Here is a 21,333-nt window from a genome sequence, read left to right on the forward strand (position 1 = left end):
GCGGGAGAGGTCGCCGCCACCTTCCCCCCCCGGCCCCCGCCCCGTGCCCCGTGGGGGTCCCACCCGGGTGCGGGCGTAGTAATGTTCCGACCCCCACCCGGGTTGGGCACGCCCTCGGATGAAACCGTCGGCTCATTGGAGGCCGTTTCGGCGCCGAGCTAACTCCCGTGAGGCCAGAATTCGGCGCTCCAACCATTCCCGTTCGGCTAAATGTTTCCACTCCACCCGCAGAAAGCTCCAGCCCTCCTCCATGAGTTCGCGCTCGCGAAGACGCTCCTCGTAGATAGCATCCTCCGTGCGCTTGTAGGCGAAGTATTTGGTTTTTCCGTCAAACTCCAAGGCTAATTTGATGTCACGCCAGGCACCGTCCACCCGGTAATTGTTTCCCGCAGCCCTCAACCACACCTGGTATTCCGGCTGGGGAACGTCCATCTCCGCCACTGCCAGCCGCAGGCGGGTCTCACCTGCAGACTCCGAACCAATGCTCAGTGCCTCAAGAACTCTCCGTGCTGCACGCACTCCCCGCCGGCCAGTCAGCATGCTCAACAGCTGGTGCATGACCTCGAGGCTGGCCCCATTGTGCAGCCCACAATCGCCGATGATCACGGCCGTGACAAATGACTCCGTACGGGCACAGTCCACAATGGTCTGCTCCAGCCTTGTCACCCTGACAGTTCCGAGCCTGGGGTGCCGGATCTGCTGGTGCGCCCCGGCCTCTAGGGCCCGGCGATGCACCCTCACCCCGGGCACTGCACTGGTTGCTGAGCACGAAGAAGGTGTTGTGACATGGATGATCGCGTCTGCGTTCCATACATAGAGCCCCAACAAACGCGCTGCACTGACGTGACTGTAGAGGGAGTTGCCCCGCGTCGCTTTGAAGTGTGCCGCGATGCGCAGAGCATCTTTTTCTGATGGAAACTTCCCTTGCCACTGTGCCATTTTGGTGTAGGCGCCATGACGGATCCGCAGCAATAACCCTGATTTCACGGCTGCCGCCAGCAAACGTGGGCTCAAACCAACACCGGCAAGCTCTGCACTAGTCGCGATGATGGTGCCGGACGGCCAATCATGGTCAATTTTTATGGCAAGTTCTGAGGTTTCCATCTTGTAAGCCTTGACCTGTCATGCGCTGAATTCAATGGCACTCCAACGAACTGTGGATAAGTCCCGCGCCCCTTACCGCCGACGGCGTGCCATGCTGGCGGGGGCGTGTGTAACTTCAGGGGCCCTCGCCACGATGGCACGCCGTCGGCGCGCACCAGTTGTGGAACAGTACCACTACCGCCCGTACACAGCCTTCCGCGCGGCAACGTATCGCTCACGCACCACGGCGCCCCATTCGCCGTGGGGCATAAAGGACTCCTCGATCCGCCGGCCCCACACTGGCAATACCCCGGTGGCCGCCCACGCCGCCTGCCTAGCCGCACCCAGAGCCACGTATTCTCGCGGCTCGGGAACATCCACGGGCACACCGAATACAGTTGCTGCCGCCTCACGCAGCGCCCGGGACTTTGCCCCACCACCAATAAGGAGGACGCGCTTCACAGGAACATTGAAGGCGGCCAGCGAGTCCAGCGCATCCGCCAATGAGTTCAACACGGCCAGCACGGAAGCCCTGGCCATATTTTCGGGGGTCATATTGGAGCGGGTCAGGCCAACCATGGATCCTGTGGCATCGGGCAGATTGGGCGTCCGTTCGCCATCGAGATAGGGCAGCAGCGTCATCCCTCCCGCATCGGGTGCGGCCGCGAGCGCGAGCCGGTCAAACTCGGCCAAGTCCACGTCGAGCATGGCAGCACCTGCCACCATGACACGGGCCGCATTGATGGTCGCCTGGAGCGGCAGGTGCCGTCCCGTAGCGTCCGCAAATCCTGCAAGTTGGCCGGATATATCGCGCACTGGGTCCTCTGAGACGGTAAATACGGTTCCGGAGGTTCCGATCGAAACTACGATCTCCCCCGGCTCCAGTTCCAGACCCAGGGCCGCACCAGCATTGTCCCCCATACCGGCACCTACGACGGCGGCACCTGCCCCCCAGCGCGGCAGCAGCATTCCAGCGGTTGCGTTAGGCGCAAGCACAGTAGGGAGCAGCGGAACCCGGCCAAAGAACCTCTTCAGCAGCTCCGGGTGATATTCATTGCTCAACGCATCAAAATAAGCTGTGCCCGTGGCATCACTTCGATCCGTGCTCCATGCCCCTGACAGTTGGAGGTTCAACCAATCGTGCGGTAAGCCGACGGTTTTTAGACGCGCAGCGGCCTCTGGAGAGTTTTTTGTCAACCACGCCAGTTTGGTCAAGGTAAAGGAAGCTACGGGGAGTAAATTGACCGCCTCCATCCACTCATTGGCGCCCAGCGCAGAAACCATAGCCTCGGCTTCCTCTGCACTGCGCACATCGTTCCACAGCAAGGCATCGTGGACTGGTTCGTTGTCCTCGTCAACACCCACCATTCCGTGCTGCTGGGCGGCAACTGAGACTCCGGCAACCCGCTGTCCCAGAGCTGCAATGCCTGCCTCTTCCCAGGCGACCTCTAGTGCCGATGTCCACAGGTGTGGGTCAATGAACGTCCCATCTGGATGTGCCGCGGCGCCGGTGGCCACTTGGGACCCCGTGGCCAGATCAACTGCCACGACTTTGCAGGACTGCGTAGAGGAATCAACCCCCACCACCAGGTCCCCCACGGGGAGGGCGTCTGCGTTGGCAGCTGATTGAGCGGCGGCGCTCATGCGGACACCACATCATTATCGCCGGCAGCCTGCAGGGCATGAGCCAGTGATTCATCCACTACAAGGGTGTGGATGATCCCAGCCGCCAGACAAGCACGCACAGCCTCGGCACGCACAGCTCCCTGAGCAACGGCAATAACCTTGGGGGTACGCTGAAGCTGCTCTAATGTGACAGAGAGAACCCGGGCATCGAGTTCAGCCGCCACGGCCGTTCCGTCTGCAGCTATGAGCCGGCCGGAACATTCTGCGACCGCACCCTGATCGATCCCGTCTTGGCGCACGGCATTGTCCACACGGTCCCAGACGGTCGAAAGGTTTGGCGCCCAGGCACCGATGGCCACAACCGCAAGGTCCAATGAATCTGCCTTCCGCATGGCATCGGCAATTTCCGGTTGGCGGCGCAGACCTGATGCTGTAGCTGCGCTATCAACCACCAGCGGAGCCCACATGGGCCAGGTCTTCCCCCCACCAACTCGCCCCAAACGCTGAATGAGGTCTAAGGGATTGCCCCCACCAGGAACGGGTAGCGCCCCTGCAAGTTGAACAATGTTGCAGCGGGGTAGCTCCAGCACGTGTCTTGCCGCCAGGTCCAGGGTCCGCGACCACGAGATACCCACGCTCATTCCGGTCCGTGCCTCTCGCATCAACTCCTCAGCCACTGCATGGGCCTGCAGGTCACGCTGTTGAAAGTCGTCATCAACTGTCTTAACCACCACTACCCGCCGAAGACCGAGAGTTGCTGCGAGCGCCTCCGTGTCAATTGTTACAGGCGCTCCGGGCATTCGGATTTCGATGTGAACAATCCCAGCCGCACGCGCCTCATCAAGGAAACGTGCCACCTGAAACCGCGAGATTCCGTGCTCATCGGCGATTTCAACCTTGGATTGACTTTCAAGGTAGTAGGCCCGCCCAATACGGGCGAGCAGCTCTTCATGAGAAATGTCGGGCACTGTGCGCCTTCCTGAGAATTACATTTGAGCGATTGCTATTGCTCAAATGAGTATATATGACTAGAGTCACTTAACAAATGAGCAAGATCATGTTCTCAAATGAGCAACGAGATTGAGAGTGACCAATGAAGTTCCCCCCATTCCGCGCCCCGAAGGCATCCCCACGCGACAGTCACAGCGACAGTCACAATCACCACCGCTCGGGCCACCGGGTAGCGAAATTTTTGGCCGTTGCTGCGGCAGCCGCCCTGGCCTTAGGCGGCTGCGCGCCAAAGGGCTCCACTCAGGACACCCTTGTTGTTGCCATTGTGGCGAACCCGCAGATGAAGGACGCTGTCTCCTTGCAGGATGACTTCAAATCCAAACATCCCAATGTCAATGTCAAGTTCGTGACCCTGCCCGAGAATGAAGCCAGGGCCAAAATTACAGCATCGGTGGCTACCGGTGGGGGCGAATTCGACGTGGTTATGATCTCCAACTATGAAACCGAAATGTGGGCCAAAAATGGCTGGATCGAGAACCTCCAGCCTCTCGCCGATGCCACCGCAGGCTACGACACTGCCGACTTCATCCCCACCATCAAGGACGCCCTGAGCTATCAGGATGACATGTACTCGGTACCCTTCTATGGGGAATCATCCTTCCTGGTCTACCGTGAGGACCTGTTCAAGGAAGCTGGCATCACCATGCCGGAACACCCCACATGGGACCAGATTGGCGCAATTGCGCGCAAACTCAATGACCCCTCTAAAGACTTCGCCGGCATCTGCCTGCGCGGATTAGCCGGCTGGGGCGAAGTCATGGCACCCCTGGGCACAGTTATCAACACCTACGGCGGCCAGTGGTTCGATAAGGACTGGAACGCCAGGCTGGATTCCCCTGAGGTCAACGCCGCCGTCACAGACTATGTAGACCTACTCCACGATGCCGGCCAGCCCGGCGCAGCAACCAGCGGTTACGGCGACTGCATCACCCGCTACAGCCAAGGCAAGGCCGCCATGTGGTACGACGCCACGGCCATGGTGTCCAGCATTGAAGACCCCGCATCATCCCTGGTTGCCGGTAAGTCACAGTATGCCCCTGCTCCCGTGAAAAATACGGAATCGGCCGGCTGGCTTTACAGCTGGTCATTGGCTATCCCAACTACCACTAAGCATAAAGACATAGCGTGGGACTTCATCTCTTGGATGACCAACAAGGACTACATCAAGTTAGTGGGCAAGAAGATTGGGTGGGAACGCGTCCCCCCTGGCAGCCGTCAATCTACCTATGAAATCCCAGAATATGCCGCCGTGGCCAAGGCCTACGCCAAGCCCACCCTGGATGCCATGTATGGCGCCAAGCAGGATACCTCCATGGTCAATCCCGTGCCTTATCCGGGGCTGCAATTTGTGGGAATTCCCGAATTCCAAGACCTGGGCACCCGGGTCAGCCAGCAAATCTCTGCCGCCATTGCCGGGCAGAAATCAGTTGATGAAGCACTGAACCAGGCTCAGCAATATGCCCTGCCTGTTGCGCAGTCATACCAAGAAGGAGGCAAGTAGTGGCTACCACTTTGGTTGATCAACACAACCTCAAAGAACACAACCGTAAACAAAATAATCGCAAGAGCGCTAAGGACAGCTCCGGCATGTCCAAGGCGGAGGGCTGGCGCCGTCGCGGTCCACTACTACCGGCTTTGATCTTCACGATTGTCATTACCCAGCTGCCTTTCCTGGTCACCATTTGGTACTCGCTGCGCAACTGGAACCTGTTGCGCCCTGATGGCAACCAGTTCACCGGGCTGCAAAATTATGTGGACATTTTCATGGACTCCACCTTTCGCAGCTCGGCACTGAACAGCATCGTCATCACGTTGGGCTGCGTCTTCTTCGCCATGATTCTTGGGATCATCTTCGCTCTCCTCCTTGACCGCAAGTTTCGAGGCCAGGGCGTGGTACGCACCATGCTCATCACACCCTTTTTGATCATGCCCGTGGCTGGCGCTACTTTGTGGAGTATCTCCATGCTCAACCCAAGCTTCGGTTTGGTGAACTGGGTGATCTCGCTGGTGGGGATTCCGCCGGTCGATTGGACGGCGTCGCACCCCATCATTTCAATCCTGATGGCGCTGGTGTGGCAGTGGACCCCGTTCACCATGCTGCTGGTGCTGGCTGGCTTGCAGTCCCAACCCAAGGATGTACTGGAGGCCGCGCAGATCGATGGTGCCAGCTGGACCAAGACGTTCCTGTGGGTCACGTTGCCCCAACTGCGCCGCTACATTGAGCTGGGTGTGCTGTTGGGCACCATTTATGTTGTCAACACCTTTGACCAGATTTACCTCATGACGGCCGGCGGTCCGGGCACTGCCAGCGCTAACTTGCCGTTCTACATTTATCAGCGGGCATTTTTGGGCTTCGATATTGGCCAGGCAGCTGCGATGGGTGTTGTGGTTGTCATCGCCACGATCATCATCGCCACCTTCGCCCTTCGCCTGATCTTCCGCAGCTTTGACGCAAAGGACTAAGCCGTGACCACTACCCCCATTGACCCTGCCCCCAATTCCTCTAGCGAAAAGTCCGCTGAGCGAAAGTCCCGTGAAGTACGACGGCGTTTCACCGGTTCCGCTATCACTACAGTTACATGGCTGCTTGCGTTTGTTTTCTTCGCACCGGTGATCTGGCTTGTTATGACGGCTTTCAAGCCCGAATCGGCTGCCGCGTCAAACCCGCCAGTTTTCTTTTTTGTCCCCACCTTCGAGCAATTCGAGGCGGTGCTGAGCAACGGGGCGGGAGCGTACTTCCTGAATTCGTTGATCGCCACAGGTGTCTCCACAATTCTTGTTGTGTTGTTGGCCGTCCCGGCCGCCTACGCGGTGAGCATCCGTCCAGTAAAGAAGACCTCAGACGTATTGTTCTTCTTCATCTCAACCAAAATGCTTCCGGTCGTGGCAGTGATCATGCCCATCTATGTGATCGCCGGACAGCTGAAGGTCTTGGACAACATCGGCACGCTGGTGGTTTTGTACACGGCTATGAACCTGCCCATCGCCGTCTGGATGATGCGATCCTTCTTCCAGGAAGTACCAGCCGAAGTCCTCGAAGCCGCTTCAATGGACGGTGCCGGGCTCATCAAGACACTGCGCACCATCTTGATCCCCATGGTCACACCAGGGCTTGCTGCCACCGCCCTAATTTGCGTTATTTTTGCGTGGAATGAATTCTTCTTCGCGCTGAACCTCACAGCGGCCAACGCCTCCACAGTGCCTGTTTTCCTTGTCTCCCAAATGACAAGTGAGGGTTTATTCTTGGCTAAACTCTCAGCCGCTTCGGTTCTGGCGTCATTGCCGGTGGTCATTGCAGGCTGGGTGGCACAAAAGCAGCTTGTCCGCGGGCTCTCCATGGGTGCAGTGAAATAAGCTATGAAAAGTCAACAGATATTAGTGGACCATGTGCCTGAAACCATGAGAGCTTGCGTACTAGTTCGCCGTGGGGAATTGCGCACCGAACAGCGCCCGGTTCCAGTTCCCGGCCCGGGTGAGGTGCTAGTGCGGATCACTTCCGTTGGCGTCTGCGGCTCGGACACTCACTACTACACGGATGGGCGGATCGGAGCGTTCGTTGTCCAGGAGCCGCTTGTTCTTGGCCACGAACCCGCTGGGGTCATTGTGGGGCTCGGTCAAGGCGTGCGCGATCTCGCTGCGGGTCAGCGTGTCTCGCTGGAGCCGGGCATTCCGGACCCTTTATCAAAGCAGTCACTTTCAGGCTGCTACAACCTGGACCCGGGGGTCCGGTTCTTTGCTACACCTCCCATTGACGGGGTGTTCTGCGAATACGTGGTACACCCGAGCGCGTTCTGCCACCCGGTACCGGATTCTCTTTCAGATGATGCAGCGGCCCTCCTTGAGCCTCTGAGTGTGGCTTTGGCAGCACGAGCCGCCGGGCAGATTCAGATTGGTGATTCGGTATTGGTGGCTGGAGCCGGCCCCATTGGCTTGCTCATTTCAAAGGTTGCCCAGTTGGCAGGGGCACGTGTCACCCTGACGGACGTGCGGGCCGAACGGCTCAGTGCAGGAGAAACATACGGGGTTCTGCATACTTTTACTGCGGGCGAGCAACCGTCCGTAGAGCCAGAGTTTGACGTTTTCATCGATGCCAGCGGTGCCGAACAGGCCATTTTGGGGGGATTGGCCCGCTTAGCTCCTCGCGGACGTTGCGTATTGGTTGGTATGGGGGCGGACACTATTGCACTTCCTGTGCCGTTAGTCCAGGGCAGGGAGCTGCGCATTACGGGCACATTCCGTTATGCGAATACGTGGCCAACGGCCATTGCACTGGCAGCCTCCGGCCAGATTGATCTTGACGGGCTTGTCACCTCTTGCCATAGCCTCGATGACGTCGAGGCGGCACTCACAGCAGGCGCCAACCCCGGCGCATTGAAAGCTATGGTCCACCCCTGATACGCACTGCTTGGTTGAGGAAGGGAAGGTTTCCTCAACCACCGGCAACAGACTGGACCACCATGAGTTCGCTGCCCGCTGCCACGCGTGTTTTCAAGCCATCCAAGCGCCGAACCTCGTCGGGGCCAAGGTAAATATTCACGTATCTGCGCAACGCCCCGGTTTCATCTCGGAGCCTGCGGTCAAATACGGGGAACTCCACTTTGATCGCATCCAGCACTTCCTCCACCGTTGCAGACTCCCCAACCTCAAGGCGCAACTCATCAACCCCACCCACAAACGGATGCAGCAGAGTTGGTACCAGCACCTTCACTTCCCCTGTCATATCCGCGCTGTCATATCTGCGCTGTCACAGTCACCGGATCAGCGCCGAACCGAAGCCGCACGGACGCACAAAACGTCAGGCAGCCGGCTAAGTACTTCACTAAATTGGTTTCCCTCGTCAGCACTGGCGTAAACCGACCCTCCGCGGGTGCCAAAGTAAACGCCCGCCGGTTCGGAGGCATCTACGCACGCTGCGTCGCGGAGGACCACGTTGTACTCCGGTTCGTTTAAACCCACGGCTAACCGCTCCCAGGAGGAGCCGCCGTCGTCGGTCCTGTGAACGGCAAGCTGACCATCTGGGGGAATCCGTTCCCCATCAGCCTTAATCGGGATCACCCACGCTGTACCTGAGCGACTCGGGTGGGTGAAGATGGTGAAGCCAAAGTCTGCCGGCAGCCCGTCGGCGATGGAGATCCAGTTATCACCAGCGTCATCCGTGCGATAAACGCCATGATGATTTTGTGCGTAGAGAACATCCGGATTGTTGGCATCACGAGCCACTTTATGCACGCACTGGCCAAACTCTGGGAGCGGATCCGGCATGAAATAGGCGCCTATACCCTTGTTCCGTGGCTCCCAAGTCTCTCCCGCATCGGCGCTGGCATACACGCCTCCGGTACTCATGGCCACATGGATCATGGCCTCATCAGCGGGGCTGGGCAGGACTGTGTGCGCCGCCGCGCCGCCGAATCCTGCTCCCCATTCGGTGCGGTGAGGATGATCCCAGAGTCCACGATTAAGCTCAAAATGCTCTCCACCGTCGGAGGATTTCCATACCGAGATGGGCTCGCAGCCCGCCCACACCACACCCGGTTGGTCCGCGCAGTCCGGTTGAATCTGCCACACACGTTCAAGTGCGGCGTCGGTATCGGCTGGAAAGCTGATGGCACCATTGTCGGGTTCATGCCAGGTAATGCCAAAATCGTCAGAGTGAGCAATGGTGGGTCCCCAATGTTCACTGCGCAATCCCACCAAGATGCGGGTGCGCCCCTCCCTGGTATCAAGGCCGATGCTGGGAATCTCGTGCATAAGGAAATGTGGTCCAGTGAAATCGTAGCTTTTTCGATCCGCACTGGTACCAAGCCAAAGGCCCTTTTTGGTGCCCACAGCGAGTAGGGTCATTTGGCTATCTTGTGGCTTAGCTTCATTGCTCATAGTCTGAAGTCCATCATCGTCCCCGCTTGGCAACAAGGGGTGACTGATCAGTAATATACGCATTCACGGTGGAGCCACATACCCCCTAGGGGTACTTGACCCATACCCCTGCGGGGTATAAAGTGAGGGTATGGATACAGAAGATCAGACTCGGGGTTACTCCGAGGAGAAGCAGGCTTACCTGCGCCGCCTTAAGCGCGCTGAAGGTCAGGTCCGAGGCATCGCGCGCATGGTTGAAGAAGATAAGTATTGCATCGACATTCTCACCCAAATGGCAGCCGTCAACAAAGCACTGCACGCGGTAAGCATCGGGTTATTGGGAGACCACATATCCCACTGCGTAGTCAATGCAGCCAATGAATCCCAAGACACCGGCAACCCGGAGATCGTTTCCGACAAGGTTTCTGAAGCCACCGCCGCGATTTCCCGCCTGTTAAGGAGCTAACACCATGAACACCACCATCAACGTTTCCGGCATGACCTGCAACCATTGCGTCACCTCCGTCACTGAAGAACTGACTGAGCTCAATGGTGTGGAGAATGTGAGTGTTAATCTCAATCCCGGCAGTGTCTCTGAGATCACCATCACTTCAACTCTGCCGCTTGACCCGGCAGAAATCGGCGAAGCCGTGGCCGAGGCCGGCTACCAAGTCGTAGCAAATAACGCATAACAGTACCGTCTTACACACTAAGGAATGCCATGAGCCCCTCAGAAGTTTTGTCTCAAACCAGCACACCCGGTTCACGAATCCTCGAGCTGGACATCGAGGGAATGACTTGTGCGTCGTGCGTCAGCCGGCTTGAACGAAAATTGGGCAAACTCGAGGGCGTCAGCGCTTCCGTCAACCTCCCTTTGGAGTCAGCAGCGGTCACGGTGCCAGCTGGCATGACCGATCAGCGCATCATCGACACCGTCAAGGCAACCGGTTACACGGCTAGTTTGAAAAGCTCGCCAGCTACCCGCAAACCGTCCACGGAGCTCGCCGAAGCTACCCCCGGGGACGAATCGTCTTTGGAGAAAGTCCCTGAGCAGACCAACCACATGGCACACGGTGGCACAGCAGCCACGTTGCGCCCCCGGTTGATTCTTGCCGCCATACTGACAGTCCCGGTGTTCCTCGTATCAATGTTCCCTGCCCTCCAGTTTCCTCACTGGGGCTGGGTGGCCGGGATCCTAGCCCTTCCGGTGGTGACGTGGTCGGCATGGCCGTTCCATCGGGCTGCAGCCATCAACGCCCGCCATTTCGCCTCAACTATGGACACGTTGGTCTCAATTGGTGTCTCCGCAGCATTTTTGTTTTCGGCGGTGGAATTGGGGCTTGATCCGCAGATGACAGCTCATGGAAACGCCATGGGAGATACCAGCGGCGCCATGGGCGGGCATGCGCCTTTGTACTTTGAAGTCTCTGCCGTGGTGGTTACTTTCCTGCTCTTGGGCCGTTATCTAGAAGCAAAAGCGAAGGCGAAAGCCGGCGATGCCCTGAAGGCGCTGCTGAGCCTGGGTGCCCACGAGGCTACGGTGCTACGCAACGGCGTCGAGGTGAAAATACCGGCCGCAGACTTAGCCGTTGATGAAATCTTTGTGGTGCGCCCTGGCGAGAAAATTGCAACAGACGGAGTGGTCACGGATGGCTCCTCTGCCGTAGACACTTCGCTAATCACCGGCGAATCACTGCCAGTCGACGTCACGGTTGAAGACGTAGTTACCGGTGCAACTATCAATACTTCCGGCCGTCTACTGGTTCGCGCTACGCGCGTGGGTAGTGAAACCACGCTGGCACAAATGGGTAAGTTGGTCAGTGCGGCACAGGCGGCCAAGGCCCCCATTGCGCGGTTGGCCGATCGAATCAGTGCCGTCTTTGTACCGGTTGTGCTGGTGATAGCCGTGATTACTTTCGCCCTCTGGTTAATCCTCAGCGGAGATGTCCAAGGAGCCTTTACTTCCGCCGTGGCTGTCCTAATCATCGCCTGCCCCTGCGCCTTAGGACTAGCCACCCCTGTTGGCCTGCTCACTGGAACGGGCCGCGCGGCCCAACTAGGAATCCTGATCAAAGGTCCACAAGTGCTTGAAGATACTCGCACAGTGGACACAATCTTGCTGGATAAGACAGGCACCATTACCGAAGGCAAGTTGAGCGTGGTTGAGATCGAACCACTTTCACAGGTGCCCGCCGAGAAGATCCTGCGTCTGGCCGGTGCCGTGGAATCCCATAGCGAACATCCCATTGCCCACGCCATCACGGCGCATGCCCGCGAACACTCCAGCGAACATGGTGGCAGCGCAGGCACACTCCCCGAGGTTGCGGACTTTTCCTCGGCCCCCGGCGGCGGCGTGCGTGCTGTGATCGAGGGACACACTGTCCTGGCTGGCCGGGCCGGTTGGCTGGAGGAAAATCACGTCCCGTTGACACAGGAAGCCAGAAATGCGTTAGCTACCCAACAACGGCGCGGAACCACCGCGATTTGGGTAGCCATAGACGGTGAAGCTGCTGGACTTATTGCGCTTAAGGACACCATCAAGAGTGGGTCTGTAACCGCCATCGCCAAATTGAAAGAGCTGGGACTGCGCCCCATCCTCCTCACCGGCGACAATGCCGCGGTGGCAGCCCAGGTGGCTGAAATCGTGGGTATCGCTGATGAGGATGTGTACGCTGAGGTGCTTCCTGAGGGGAAGGTAGCTGCCGTAAAGAAACTCCAGGCCGGCGGAGCCACCGTCGCAATGGCGGGGGATGGCGTCAATGATGGCGCAGCCTTGGCCCAGGCGGATCTAGGCATCGCCATGGGGTCCGGCTCCGATGTGGCAATTGCGGCGGCCGATCTGACAGTCATGGGAAACGATTTGGGCCAAGTAGCCACAGCGATAGCCCTCTCCCGCAAGACACTAGGCACCATCAAGACGAACCTTTTTTGGGCGTTCTTCTATAATGCCGTCGGCATCCCCATTGCAGCTCTTGGACTGCTCAACCCCATGATTGCCGGGGCGGCGATGGCCGCAAGCTCTGTGCTGGTGGTAGCCAACTCCCTCCGGTTGCGGCGCTTCGGCCGGTAGCTGCCGCTGTGGCAGCTGCCGCTCCGTTAGCCGCTCGGTGGCGAACTTTTTTCGTCCAAGTCCAAGTCCAAGTCCACCGGATACCCTGGACCCCGCTGGGGGGAGCCGCGGAGTTCATCCAGCCTGACTAGGACCACCCCGCCCATAATGGCTACCCCGCCCAGCAGCTGGATCATTCGGGGTAGCTCACCCAACAGTATCCACGCCCAGATGACAGCGAAAAGGACCTCAAATAATGCCACAAAGGAGGCCACTTTGGACCCCAGTCCGCGCGTGGAGATGATTCCCACAACGTAGGCGAAAACCGTCGTTATGAGCACCAGGCCCAATACGGGAACCAGCCAGTGCACCTGGGTTCCAGCGAATACCGGGTTGTTGAAGGTGAAAGCCATCGGCAGCACACCCACCACACCCAGAGCCACGATCATGGCAGCACCCACGGCCATTCCGCCACCAGCCATGAGAATCGGCGGCACATTATCTCCCGCTCGAGCCGACATAATGAAGTACACGGCCGAACAGACGGCAGCCGCAAGTCCCCAAAGGATGCCCTCCACACTGACTTCCTGGCTGCCTGCCAAATCCAGCACCAACACCAGTCCTGACATGGCGCAAATAGCGCCCACAATCGTCAGAACTCGTGGTCGCTGCCGGGTCATGACCCACGCCCAGGCCACCAAAAGCACCGGCGAAAGGTACTCCAGCAGCAAGGCCACACCCACAGACAGATGTTGGACTGCATTGAAATAAAACAGCTGGCACAACGCGATCGGCACTATTCCATAAATCGCAATACGCGCCAGCGACCCTTTCACCTGAGCCCAGTTGCGCACCAAGCTAAGAATTACAGGAATCAAAAGTACAACGGCGGCTCCCCCAATGCGAACAGCCACCGCAGCGCCGGGAGACCAGCCAACGTCAAACAAGGACTTCGCAAACGAACCAGACAAGGCAAAAGCTGCGGCGGAGGCAAAGGCCAGCAAAAGAACCGGGGATGCCAGTACCCTGCGCGTGTTGGCGTCAGGAACCGAAGTAAAAGTATTGGGGGAGGTCATGGCAAGTCCGTATGTCAGCAGTCATTAGCGTTAGACTGATGACATTACGCCCATATTATGTCAGGAGTCAATATGGCCTTTAGTCATGACACGGAGATGGCGCTGATGTCCGCGGTCAATCTCATCAACACAGCCCCCATCTCCCTTGATCCCGAAAACCAAACCACGGGAAAGGATTCAATGCTCAGCTTGGCTGACCTGGATGATTTTGTGGCGCGGGAACAATTCACTGGTTCACGGGAAAATTCCGCTGCGGAGGTGACGGCAGTACGGGCGATGCGAACGGAACTGCGCAGTATCTTCACGGCGGATGAAACAACAGCTGTCAGCATGGTTAATGCCTTGTTGGCTCGCGCCGACGCCCTACCGCAGCTGGTCAAGCACGACCAATGGGACTGGCACCTGCACGCGACTGCCCCCGGCGCTGCCTTGTCGCTGCGTATGGGCGTTGAAGCTGCCATGGCCTTGGTTGACGTAATTCGTGGCAGCGAGTTATCACGCTTGAAAATCTGTGCAGCTCCCGACTGCTCCGCTGTCCTGGTTGACCTGTCCAAGAACCGGTCCCGCCGGTATTGCGATACCGGAAACTGTGGCAACCGTGCCCACGTGGCCGCCTACCGCCGTCGTAAGTCGGCCCAGGGGTAAATCGGCCCAGGCGTGCTCTTCCTCGAGACCGCGGCGTGAACAATTCACCGCCATGACGTTAACGCGAAAGTGGCCCGAATCATTCTCAGATGCGGGCCACTTGGGTATTTTTCTGGGACAGATACTACTTCATAGTTCCCGCAGATACGGAGCCCTGAAGCTGGCGCTGGAACAGGATATACATGATCAAAACGGGAACAACCACGATGACGGCGGCCGCAAAGAGCGAACCAAAGTCAACCGCATAACCCTGCTGCCCGGCATAGGCAGCAATGCCCTGAGAAAGCACGTAGTTCTCACGGTTGGTGTTGATGGCTACTGGGATCAAGTACTGGTTCCACAAACCAAGAAAATTGAAAATGGCCACGGACGCCATACCCGGCTTGGCCATAGGCAGCATGACCTGGAAGAAAGTCCGCCATTCGCCGGCCCCGTCAATCTGAGCAGCTTCAGCAATTTCGCTCGGAAGGGCTTTGAAGAAGGAGAATAGGAAGAAGACGGTAAAAGGCAACGCGAACGCAACATAAACAATAATCAAACCTGGCAGCGTGTTCAACAGGCCCATGTTCTTCAGAATGAAAAACAGGGGCACGATTGCCAAGAAGATCGGAAACGTCAGTCCGGCGAGCATCAGATAATAGATGGCTCGCGAGCCCGGGAACACGTAACGGGCCAAAACGTAGGCGCACATGGCACCTAGGACCATCACAATGACAAGTGCGAAGCCCACCACAATGACAGTGTTAAAGAAGTACGTGCCAATGCCGGCTGTGTTCCAGGCATTGACGTAGTTTTCGAACTTCCAGTCGGCCGGAAGGGAAAATGGTGAGGAAAAGATTTCCGTGGTCGTCTTGAAGGACGACATCAAGGTCCAGCCGAGCGGGACAAGTACCAGGAGTGACCACAGGGTCAACATGGTGTGCGATACGCCTGCTACAACCTTATCCCCACTGGTGTCCTGTGGCTTCCGAGCTATGTGCGTCTTGGAAGGGGATTTTTTGGAGAGTTTCAGTGACATTATTCAGACACATCCTGACTGCCGCCGGTCATCCGGTTCACCAGGAATACCAGTGCCGAGAAAATCAATGTAATTACTGCCAAGACCACGCCCATGGCGCAGGCTAGACCGAATTGGTTCTTGGAAAACGCGGTGGTAAAGAGTTTCTGTGACATGACCAAAGTGGAGTTCTCGGGTCCACCCGTGGAGTTCAAAACAGACATATAAACGAAAGCGTCGAGCGCCAAAATTCCCATGTAAACGTACGCTGTCTGGATGTTATCGCGGATGAGCGGAATGGTGATGCTAACGGCTGTACGGAAACGTCCAGCTCCGTCAATACGGGCAGCCTCAAACGTTTCAGCGGGAATGCCCTTGATAGCAGCGACGAACAAGATCATGTAAAAGCCAACGAAGCCCCACACAATAACAAACATCGAGGCGATCATGGCAGTGCGCGAATCGCCAAGCCACGGGTAGTCTTTCAGGCCATCAAAACCAATGCCTGTCAGGATTCCATTCAACAAGCCATTGCTGGGGTTGAAAATCTGCTGCCAAATAATACCAATAACAACCGCAGGGATCACATAGGGAAAGAATGAAACTACCCGGTAGAACCCGGCACCTTTCAGTCCTTTGATCTGGCCGCGGCTGCTGCCACCAATAGTGACCAAAGTAGCCAAAACCAACGCCAAAATAACGGTGATAACCGGAAGAAAGACAGCCAAGGTAACGCTGTTGCGGACGGATAACATGAAAATGTCATCGTTAAAGAGCTTGACATAGTTGCCAAAGCCAATGAACGGCATGTTGTTGTCGAAGCCGCCCCAGCTGGTCATAGAGTAATACACCGCCTGGGCAAAAGGCGAGATTACAAAGACCAGATAGATCACCAAGGGCAGTCCCAAGAAGACTGCCATGAAGCTGACCTTATCGAATGTCAGTTTTTTCCGGCGCCGCCGGGCAGTGGCGACAACGCCACTGCCCGACCGCACTTCTTTTGTTGCTTGTGTCACTTCACTTCAATCTTCTTGACCGAATCGTCCTTGGCCACCTTGTCGGTGATCTCCTGCAGTGCCTTGGTCAGACCCGCAGAATCCAATTTGCCGTCAAGGAATGAGTTCCACGGCACCAGCTGATCGGCGTTCATGCCGTAAGTGTCCACGAAGTTCCAGGTGAAAATGTCCTTACCGGCCTTCTCCAACATGGTGGTCTGCGAGACCAGCGCGGTGGAACCGAAGCCGTCGGCCGGGACGGTGCCCTTGACAACTGTCGGAGCCAACTTCTCCTTTGCGAAGTTCGTTGCCGCATCCTTTGAGAGCATGATGCGCAGCAATTCCTTGCCTGCGGCAACGTTCGCGCCCTTGGTGGGAACAATGAAAGGCTCGCCGCCTGCTGAGCGGACGCCGGCCTGAGCAATCTTCGGGTTGGCAGATGCAACCGGAACGGGTGCACCCGTCATTTCGAAGCCGGCCTTTGTCTGGTCCTTCATCTCGTTCTCAATCCAAGAACCTGACGGGTAAAGCAGTGCTTCCTGGCCGTTGCTCCACTGTGCCTGAGCTGCAGTGAAGACCGTGCCGGAGCCGCCCGGCTTGAACATACCGGCCTTAACAATCTTTTCCATGCCAGCGAAGACGCTCTGCACCGCGGGCTGTGACCAGCAGTCGGGCTTGAGGTTTTCCAGGGAGAGACGAACTTCATCGCCACCTTCTTTGATAGCTGATTCGATCGCCATGGTCTGGTAATACGTGGCAGCTTCCTTGCCCCAAACAAACAGGTACTTATCTTTCTCCTTGGCCTTGAGGCCGAGCTCGTAAGCTTCATCCCAGGTAGTGGGAACGGTCCAACCGTTTTCCTTGAATAAACTGGCGGAGTACCACCATGCGTAAACCGTCAGTACGTAGTTGATGGCGGCCAGCTTGCCGTCGAAGGTACCCGGTGCCAGCACGCCGTCGAAGAGTGTGTCAGCGATCTTGGTGCCTTCAAGGTTGTTGGCATCAATAACAGATTGCAGGTCCTCAAGCTGATCAAGGATGACGGAGAAACCGATGGCCTTAGCTCCGGAGTTGTCAATCAGGTCAGGAGGGGTGCCGCCGGCAAAGCGCGGCTGCAGTTCCTGAGCAATATCTGTTGAGGGGTTAATGCTGACTTCAACGTCGGGGAAGTTCTTGGCGAAGGCCTTGCCAGCGAATTCAACGTAGTCGATGCCATAGCCACCCTTGAAGATGACTGCGTCAAGCTTGCCACTGCTGGCAACACCAAACGGGTTCTTCACAGGGTCAACCTCTCCACCGGGGGCGGCAGAGGCGTTCGAGGAATCGCCGCCACCTGCACAGGAAGCCAAGGCTCCACCCAGCGGCAAAAGTACGGCGGTGGCTAGGGCTCCGCGGAGGAATCCACGACGCTGCAGCGGTTTGTTCTGGATATTCATTCTGTGTACTGCCTTCCATTGATGGTACGTGTGCTAAATCTGTACGGCTTTGTACTTCTTAGTGCTGCTATTGCATTTGACTGCAATCTCGCGGCTGACCTCACGTGGTACTGGCGTTCCCCACCTCGTTGCATTGGAATCATGCCTCACGCCTGAGCCGGCCAACGTACTGGCCCACCAGTGCGGTGTTGTGTTCGTCTCCGCCCGGAATATTTGCCGAAATATAGATGGGCGGCTCTTTCCCCGCACGGACCAGGCATTGAGCCGTTTCAATCGTGAGCACCTGCGCAATGTATGCGGCAGTGATCGATGAAACAGCACCAACACCTCCTCCGCCGGAAATCTCTAGGGTTGTATCGCCATAAGGAGCCCTGTTATCGATAACAATATCTGCAATCTCACTGAGACGCAGCCCACAAGGATGTTTTGTCTCCACAGCATTAGTGTGCTCAACACTCGTGACCGCAATGACCTTGTGCCCACGTTCCTTTGCGGCCAACGCCAGCCCCACGATTGAACCATTCACACCGGAGTTTGAAGCGATAATGAAGATATCGCGCGGATCGATCAGCGAAAGGTTGAAGAGCTCCTCAGCAACTCCAACATCACGCTCCAAAGTGGAACCTTCAAGTGAGTCAAGCTCTGCAACGTCACGGACCCCATGAAGCACCAAATCGCGCAGAGCAATCTTGCTCGTAGGGATCAATCCCCCTGCTCGCCCTGCGATTTCCATGGCAAACGCCTCGGAATGACCGGTACCAAAGGCTTGGATTACGCCACCATTGGTCAGGGCGTCGGCCATAGCAGTGCCCGCCTCACGGGCACCTCCGGCAGCAGCCCACGCAGTGATGGTCTCTAATCTGTTGGAAACTTCTAGGCTAAAGGCCGCCAGTGCGTCAGGAATGATCCTCACCCCTTCCAAACTTGCCCTGCCCACGGCGCGCGCCAGCTTCCAGACGCGCAGCCCTGGTGGGTCGCCGGTGCGGTGAGACGGCCATTGCTGAGGCCGCCAGCTTTGATGTGGTCTGCGTAAAATTAACCTGGGCTACGAGTAAGTAAAGCAAGTCGATGACAAGTAATTGCACGTGCTTTGCGGAGAGGTCATCCGGCTGGAGGAATTGTTCATGAACTGAGGTGATGATGGATTCATCGGCACTCTCAGCCAAAGGGGATCCCGGGTTATTGCTCAGCGCAATTGTCAGCGCACCAGCCTCACCTGCTTCACGCAACATTTGCAGAGTTTCTTCGGTCCGCCCCGTATTGGAAATGCCAATTGCCACCGTATTGGCGTCCTGGATGGCCGCACTTGTTAGTCCCGCATGAACTTCCGACCAATGGTGGGCATTGATCCCAATTCTGTAAAGACGGGACTGTAGCTCCTTGGCCATGACAGCACTGCCGCCAATGCCGTAAATATCTACATGGGAGCTCATGGCGATGCGACGAGCAATCTTCATCATCAACGCCAAGTCCATGACGGCCGCCGTCTCCTCCAGTGAACGCGTGTGTGCGTTGACAAGGGTACTAAGCACGTCTCGCGGAGAGTCATCGGGCCCAAAAGCTCGCCCAATGTCAGCCTTCCATGACTCCCTGGCGTCGCTTCGTCCAAGCTCTGAGGCAATGCTGACGCGGAAGGGTACATAGCCGGCATAGCCAAGCAGCCGGCAAAAGCGAGTCACTGTGGCCGGTGACGTTTTTGTCTGTTCCGCTAACTCCATAATCGAAAGTTCCAGCGGAGCCTGTGGACGCTCCAGCAGGAAAGCGCCAATTTTCGCCATGGCAGCGGACATATCGGGTAGCTTTGCCTGAATGCGGTTCACGACACCGGCAGCTGTTGCTGCTGCAGGTGGGGACGTGAAGGTTAACATTTGAAAATCCATTTCTTCGAGGTGGCTACATAATGAAAACTATTATCATCCCGCATGTAAGTCAAGTCACATCTAGACACGGAATGATAACGATGCCCAATTTTCTTGCCATTGACGCTGGTGGCACGTCCACACGCGCCGTATTCCTCAACTCTTCCGGGCACTGCCTAGGGTACGGGACGGCAGGGGGTGGAAACCCGGTTTCGCGGGGATTTAGACCCGCTTTGGACGCACTGGAGGAGGCCGCGATCAAAGCCCTTGGCGGAGCCCCGAAGCCATTCGCTAATGCGCTTATTGCCATGGCCGGTGCATCACTTGAACTGCCAGCAGATTTGTACCGGGACCGGTTCCTCACACTGGGACTTACGAAAAATGTGATGATCGAATCTGATTTATTGGCTGCCTTTTACTCCGGAACTTTTCATGATGATGGGTGCGCGTTGATAGCAGGCACCGGCGCTGTTGCTGCCCGCATCGCCGAGAGTCGCCTGGCTGCTGTGGCAGATGGGACGGGCTGGCTGCTGGGAGACTCGGGGTCAGGGTTCTGGCTTGGTCGCGAGGTAGCACAAGCCGTCGCATCGGCTCTTGATGGCCGCGGTCCGGCAACAGCGCTTACAGCACTCGTCCTGGGTGAGCTGAACATTCCGCTTGTCATGGATGCTCGCACCCAGGGCCGGCTCCGCGCTCAGCAGCAGCTAATTTCCAAGGTTTACGAGCGCAGCCCCATTGAACTTTCACATTTTGCACCCATGGTATTTGCCGTAACGGACGACCCCGTTGCCCAAGACATCGTTGCGCGCGCAGCGAGAGCCCTGGCCCGCACACTGCTGGCGATCAGCGGGGCTGCTGGTCAAGGGCCTGGAAAAGCCAGCCCACAGCAGTCAGTGGGCAGCCAACCGGCTTCCGTTGGTGCACAGCCGCTAGTTTTTGGTGGGAGCGTACTGACCAGGGCAGAGCCGTTGGCTTCTGCCGTGCTTGACGTTCTAGCTGCTGAATCCGCTGCGAGAGGGGCGGCACAAGATAAGTCAATCGGGCTAACCGCACGCGTGGATGCGTTCGCTCCCGTGCTGGTTCACGACGGCGTAGTGGGCTCCGCTGTTTTGGTGCTCAAACGAAATGGCATTGAGGTGGATGAAACTCTCTTTACCCGCATCAGTGAGAGTTTGGCGGCGCTCAGGTGATGGCAATGACTCCGTGGGGCTTGCGCGATCCCCGCGAGCGTCCGCCTGGTGCTCGCGCGTAGGGGACTCGCTACTTGGAATCGTTGTGAGGAGGAGTGTCTTTAGATTTCTCCGGCGCAGATTTCTCTGGCGCAGATTGCTCTGGCGCAGCCACTGTCCCGTTGTGGTTTGTGGCGTTGTTTTTTGCCTGCTCCAGGCGGTCCGAGGACTTCCGGTTCACCCCTGAGCCTTCGCTAAGGTGGGGGTCATTTTCCTTGTGTCCCATGACCAACAAGGAAGAAATAAGTAAGGTTGCAACAAAAGCAATGCCGAAAGCAATGCCTGCCAAATCCCAGCGCAATCCATGGATAAGCCCACCCGCGGAAACTACCAAGGTGACTAGACCGGCAACCCCACCCAGAGCAAAGGAGAAGCTGAGTGGAAACTTAATGGAATTACCCGAGTTCGGGTTCTGCGGCTCGATACTGCCCACAATTAGTCCTTTAGATTGTTTGATGTCTCACGCACCACACG

Annotated in this window: 21 protein-coding genes; 9 read left to right on the forward strand and 12 right to left on the reverse strand. The window is 57.3% G+C overall.

From position 1 onward, the window contains the following. Nucleotides 1–132 precede the first annotated feature (132 nt). From QMG40_RS15280 to QMG40_RS15290, 3 genes are all read right to left on the reverse strand, one after another. Nucleotides 133–1,104: a type IV toxin-antitoxin system AbiEi family antitoxin domain-containing protein gene (locus QMG40_RS15280; RefSeq protein WP_283531961.1), complete on the reverse strand. Its 972-nt coding sequence runs from the start codon at nt 1,102–1,104 to the stop codon at nt 133–135. 174 nt (nt 1,105–1,278) lie between these two features. Next, a complete protein-coding gene (xylB, locus tag QMG40_RS15285; protein WP_283531962.1) occupies nt 1,279–2,727 on the reverse strand; it encodes a xylulokinase in 1,449 nt (482 codons plus the stop codon). Next, the gene (locus QMG40_RS15290) at nt 2,724–3,677 is read right to left on the reverse strand and encodes a sugar-binding transcriptional regulator (protein ID WP_283531963.1); all 954 of its coding nucleotides are present in this window, start codon (nt 3,675–3,677) and stop codon (nt 2,724–2,726) included. Before QMG40_RS15290 ends, xylB begins: the two co-directional genes overlap by 4 nt. 125 nt (nt 3,678–3,802) lie before the next feature. Here QMG40_RS15290 and QMG40_RS15295 point away from each other — a divergent pair, with 125 nt between their 5' ends. The 4 genes from QMG40_RS15295 (at nt 3,803) to QMG40_RS15310 (ending at nt 8,115) form a co-directional block, all read left to right on the forward strand. Beyond that, nucleotides 3,803–5,221: an ABC transporter substrate-binding protein gene (locus QMG40_RS15295; RefSeq protein ID WP_283531964.1), complete on the forward strand. Its 1,419-nt coding sequence runs from the start codon at nt 3,803–3,805 to the stop codon at nt 5,219–5,221. Nucleotides 5,222–5,307: 86 nt separating this feature from the next. Next, nucleotides 5,308–6,183, forward strand: coding sequence for a carbohydrate ABC transporter permease (locus QMG40_RS15300; protein WP_283532004.1), 876 nt, complete (start codon nt 5,308–5,310; stop codon nt 6,181–6,183). A gap of 3 nt (nt 6,184–6,186) precedes the next feature. Further along, entirely contained in the window at nt 6,187–7,074 is an 888-nt protein-coding gene (locus tag QMG40_RS15305) for a carbohydrate ABC transporter permease (RefSeq protein WP_459253023.1), read from the forward strand. Nucleotides 7,075–7,119: 45 nt separating this feature from the next. Beyond that, nucleotides 7,120–8,115: an NAD(P)-dependent alcohol dehydrogenase gene (locus QMG40_RS15310; RefSeq protein ID WP_283531965.1), complete on the forward strand. Its 996-nt coding sequence runs from the start codon at nt 7,120–7,122 to the stop codon at nt 8,113–8,115. A 34-nt stretch (nt 8,116–8,149) separates the two neighbouring features. Here the strand turns inward: QMG40_RS15310 and QMG40_RS15315 are convergent, their stop codons facing one another. Together QMG40_RS15315 and QMG40_RS15320 are read right to left on the reverse strand one after the other, a co-directional pair. Next, entirely contained in the window at nt 8,150–8,440 is a 291-nt protein-coding gene (locus QMG40_RS15315; protein ID WP_283531967.1) for a MoaD/ThiS family protein, read from the reverse strand. 38 nt (nt 8,441–8,478) lie between these two features. Beyond that, nucleotides 8,479–9,594, reverse strand: a complete 1,116-nt coding sequence (locus QMG40_RS15320; protein ID WP_283531968.1) for a WD40/YVTN/BNR-like repeat-containing protein — start codon at nt 9,592–9,594, stop codon at nt 8,479–8,481. A 130-nt stretch (nt 9,595–9,724) separates the two neighbouring features. Here QMG40_RS15320 and QMG40_RS15325 point away from each other — a divergent pair, with 130 nt between their 5' ends. Genes QMG40_RS15325 through QMG40_RS15335 form a run of 3 tightly spaced genes read left to right on the forward strand, consistent with a single transcriptional unit; the run spans nt 9,725 to nt 12,643 of the window. Then, nucleotides 9,725–10,039 (forward strand): metal-sensitive transcriptional regulator, encoded by a 315-nt coding sequence (locus QMG40_RS15325; protein ID WP_283531969.1) that lies wholly within the window; start codon nt 9,725–9,727, stop codon nt 10,037–10,039. Between the two features lie 4 nt (nt 10,040–10,043). After that, the gene (locus QMG40_RS15330) at nt 10,044–10,265 is read left to right on the forward strand and encodes a heavy-metal-associated domain-containing protein (protein ID WP_283531970.1); all 222 of its coding nucleotides are present in this window, start codon (nt 10,044–10,046) and stop codon (nt 10,263–10,265) included. A gap of 29 nt (nt 10,266–10,294) precedes the next feature. Beyond that, complete coding sequence (locus QMG40_RS15335; RefSeq protein WP_283531971.1) at nt 10,295–12,643, forward strand: heavy metal translocating P-type ATPase; 2,349 nt, start codon at nt 10,295–10,297, stop codon at nt 12,641–12,643. Between the two features lie 26 nt (nt 12,644–12,669). Here QMG40_RS15335 and QMG40_RS15340 read toward each other — a convergent pair whose 3' ends face one another. Beyond that, on the reverse strand, nt 12,670–13,698 hold the full coding sequence (locus tag QMG40_RS15340; protein WP_283531972.1) for an EamA family transporter: 1,029 nt from the start codon (nt 13,696–13,698) through the stop codon (nt 12,670–12,672). A gap of 72 nt (nt 13,699–13,770) precedes the next feature. Between QMG40_RS15340 and QMG40_RS15345 the strand changes: the two genes are divergently transcribed. Continuing rightward, nucleotides 13,771–14,343 carry a CGNR zinc finger domain-containing protein gene (locus QMG40_RS15345; RefSeq protein ID WP_283532006.1) on the forward strand — a complete coding sequence of 191 codons (573 nt, stop codon included), beginning with the start codon at nt 13,771–13,773 and terminating at the stop codon, nt 14,341–14,343. A gap of 124 nt (nt 14,344–14,467) precedes the next feature. On the opposite strand, the gene QMG40_RS15350 is transcribed toward QMG40_RS15345, so the two are convergent. From QMG40_RS15350 to QMG40_RS15370, 5 genes are all read right to left on the reverse strand, one after another. After that, nucleotides 14,468–15,361 (reverse strand): carbohydrate ABC transporter permease, encoded by an 894-nt coding sequence (locus QMG40_RS15350; protein WP_459253024.1) that lies wholly within the window; start codon nt 15,359–15,361, stop codon nt 14,468–14,470. Next, nucleotides 15,361–16,356, reverse strand: a complete 996-nt coding sequence (locus QMG40_RS15355; RefSeq protein WP_283531973.1) for a carbohydrate ABC transporter permease — start codon at nt 16,354–16,356, stop codon at nt 15,361–15,363. Before QMG40_RS15355 ends, QMG40_RS15350 begins: the two co-directional genes overlap by 1 nt. After that, on the reverse strand, nt 16,353–17,771 hold the full coding sequence (ngcE, locus tag QMG40_RS15360; RefSeq protein ID WP_283531974.1) for an N-acetylglucosamine/diacetylchitobiose ABC transporter substrate-binding protein: 1,419 nt from the start codon (nt 17,769–17,771) through the stop codon (nt 16,353–16,355). Before ngcE ends, QMG40_RS15355 begins: the two co-directional genes overlap by 4 nt. 139 nt (nt 17,772–17,910) lie before the next feature. Next, nucleotides 17,911–18,684 carry an SIS domain-containing protein gene (locus QMG40_RS15365; RefSeq protein WP_283531975.1) on the reverse strand — a complete coding sequence of 258 codons (774 nt, stop codon included), beginning with the start codon at nt 18,682–18,684 and terminating at the stop codon, nt 17,911–17,913. Then, nucleotides 18,668–19,639 (reverse strand): MurR/RpiR family transcriptional regulator, encoded by a 972-nt coding sequence (locus tag QMG40_RS15370; RefSeq protein WP_283531976.1) that lies wholly within the window; start codon nt 19,637–19,639, stop codon nt 18,668–18,670. Before QMG40_RS15370 ends, QMG40_RS15365 begins: the two co-directional genes overlap by 17 nt. A 92-nt stretch (nt 19,640–19,731) precedes the next feature. On the opposite strand from QMG40_RS15370, the gene QMG40_RS15375 reads away from it, so the two are divergent. After that, on the forward strand, nt 19,732–20,820 hold the full coding sequence (locus tag QMG40_RS15375) for an N-acetylglucosamine kinase (RefSeq protein WP_283531977.1): 1,089 nt from the start codon (nt 19,732–19,734) through the stop codon (nt 20,818–20,820). Nucleotides 20,821–20,890: 70 nt separating this feature from the next. Here QMG40_RS15375 and QMG40_RS15380 read toward each other — a convergent pair whose 3' ends face one another. Next, nucleotides 20,891–21,292 (reverse strand): hypothetical protein, encoded by a 402-nt coding sequence (locus QMG40_RS15380; RefSeq protein ID WP_283531978.1) that lies wholly within the window; start codon nt 21,290–21,292, stop codon nt 20,891–20,893. Nucleotides 21,293–21,333: the final 41 nt, after the last annotated feature.

Origin of the sequence: Arthrobacter antibioticus, assembly GCF_030063205.1 — a bacterium.
Classification (GTDB): Bacteria; Actinomycetota; Actinomycetes; order Actinomycetales; family Micrococcaceae; genus Specibacter.

Coding starts and splice junctions, on each gene's coding strand:
- QMG40_RS15310 (WP_283531965.1), top strand. CDS start 7,120: ATGAGAGCTTGCGTACTAGTTCGCCGTGGGGAATTGCGCACCGAACAG.
- QMG40_RS15280 (WP_283531961.1), bottom strand. CDS start 1,104: ATGGAAACCTCAGAACTTGCCATAAAAATTGACCATGATTGGCCGTCC.
- QMG40_RS15340 (WP_283531972.1), bottom strand. CDS start 13,698: ATGACCTCCCCCAATACTTTTACTTCGGTTCCTGACGCCAACACGCGC.
- QMG40_RS15335 (WP_283531971.1), top strand. CDS start 10,295: ATGAGCCCCTCAGAAGTTTTGTCTCAAACCAGCACACCCGGTTCACGA.
- QMG40_RS15325 (WP_283531969.1), top strand. CDS start 9,725: ATGGATACAGAAGATCAGACTCGGGGTTACTCCGAGGAGAAGCAGGCT.
- QMG40_RS15315 (WP_283531967.1), bottom strand. CDS start 8,440: ATGACAGGGGAAGTGAAGGTGCTGGTACCAACTCTGCTGCATCCGTTT.
- QMG40_RS15345 (WP_283532006.1), top strand. CDS start 13,771: ATGGCCTTTAGTCATGACACGGAGATGGCGCTGATGTCCGCGGTCAAT.
- xylB (WP_283531962.1), bottom strand. CDS start 2,727: ATGAGCGCCGCCGCTCAATCAGCTGCCAACGCAGACGCCCTCCCCGTG.
- QMG40_RS15320 (WP_283531968.1), bottom strand. CDS start 9,594: ATGAGCAATGAAGCTAAGCCACAAGATAGCCAAATGACCCTACTCGCT.
- QMG40_RS15295 (WP_283531964.1), top strand. CDS start 3,803: ATGAAGTTCCCCCCATTCCGCGCCCCGAAGGCATCCCCACGCGACAGT.
- QMG40_RS15300 (WP_283532004.1), top strand. CDS start 5,308: ATGTCCAAGGCGGAGGGCTGGCGCCGTCGCGGTCCACTACTACCGGCT.
- QMG40_RS15330 (WP_283531970.1), top strand. CDS start 10,044: ATGAACACCACCATCAACGTTTCCGGCATGACCTGCAACCATTGCGTC.
- QMG40_RS15370 (WP_283531976.1), bottom strand. CDS start 19,639: ATGTTAACCTTCACGTCCCCACCTGCAGCAGCAACAGCTGCCGGTGTC.
- ngcE (WP_283531974.1), bottom strand. CDS start 17,771: ATGAATATCCAGAACAAACCGCTGCAGCGTCGTGGATTCCTCCGCGGA.
- QMG40_RS15350 (WP_459253024.1), bottom strand. CDS start 15,361: ATGTCACTGAAACTCTCCAAAAAATCCCCTTCCAAGACGCACATAGCT.
- QMG40_RS15375 (WP_283531977.1), top strand. CDS start 19,732: ATGCCCAATTTTCTTGCCATTGACGCTGGTGGCACGTCCACACGCGCC.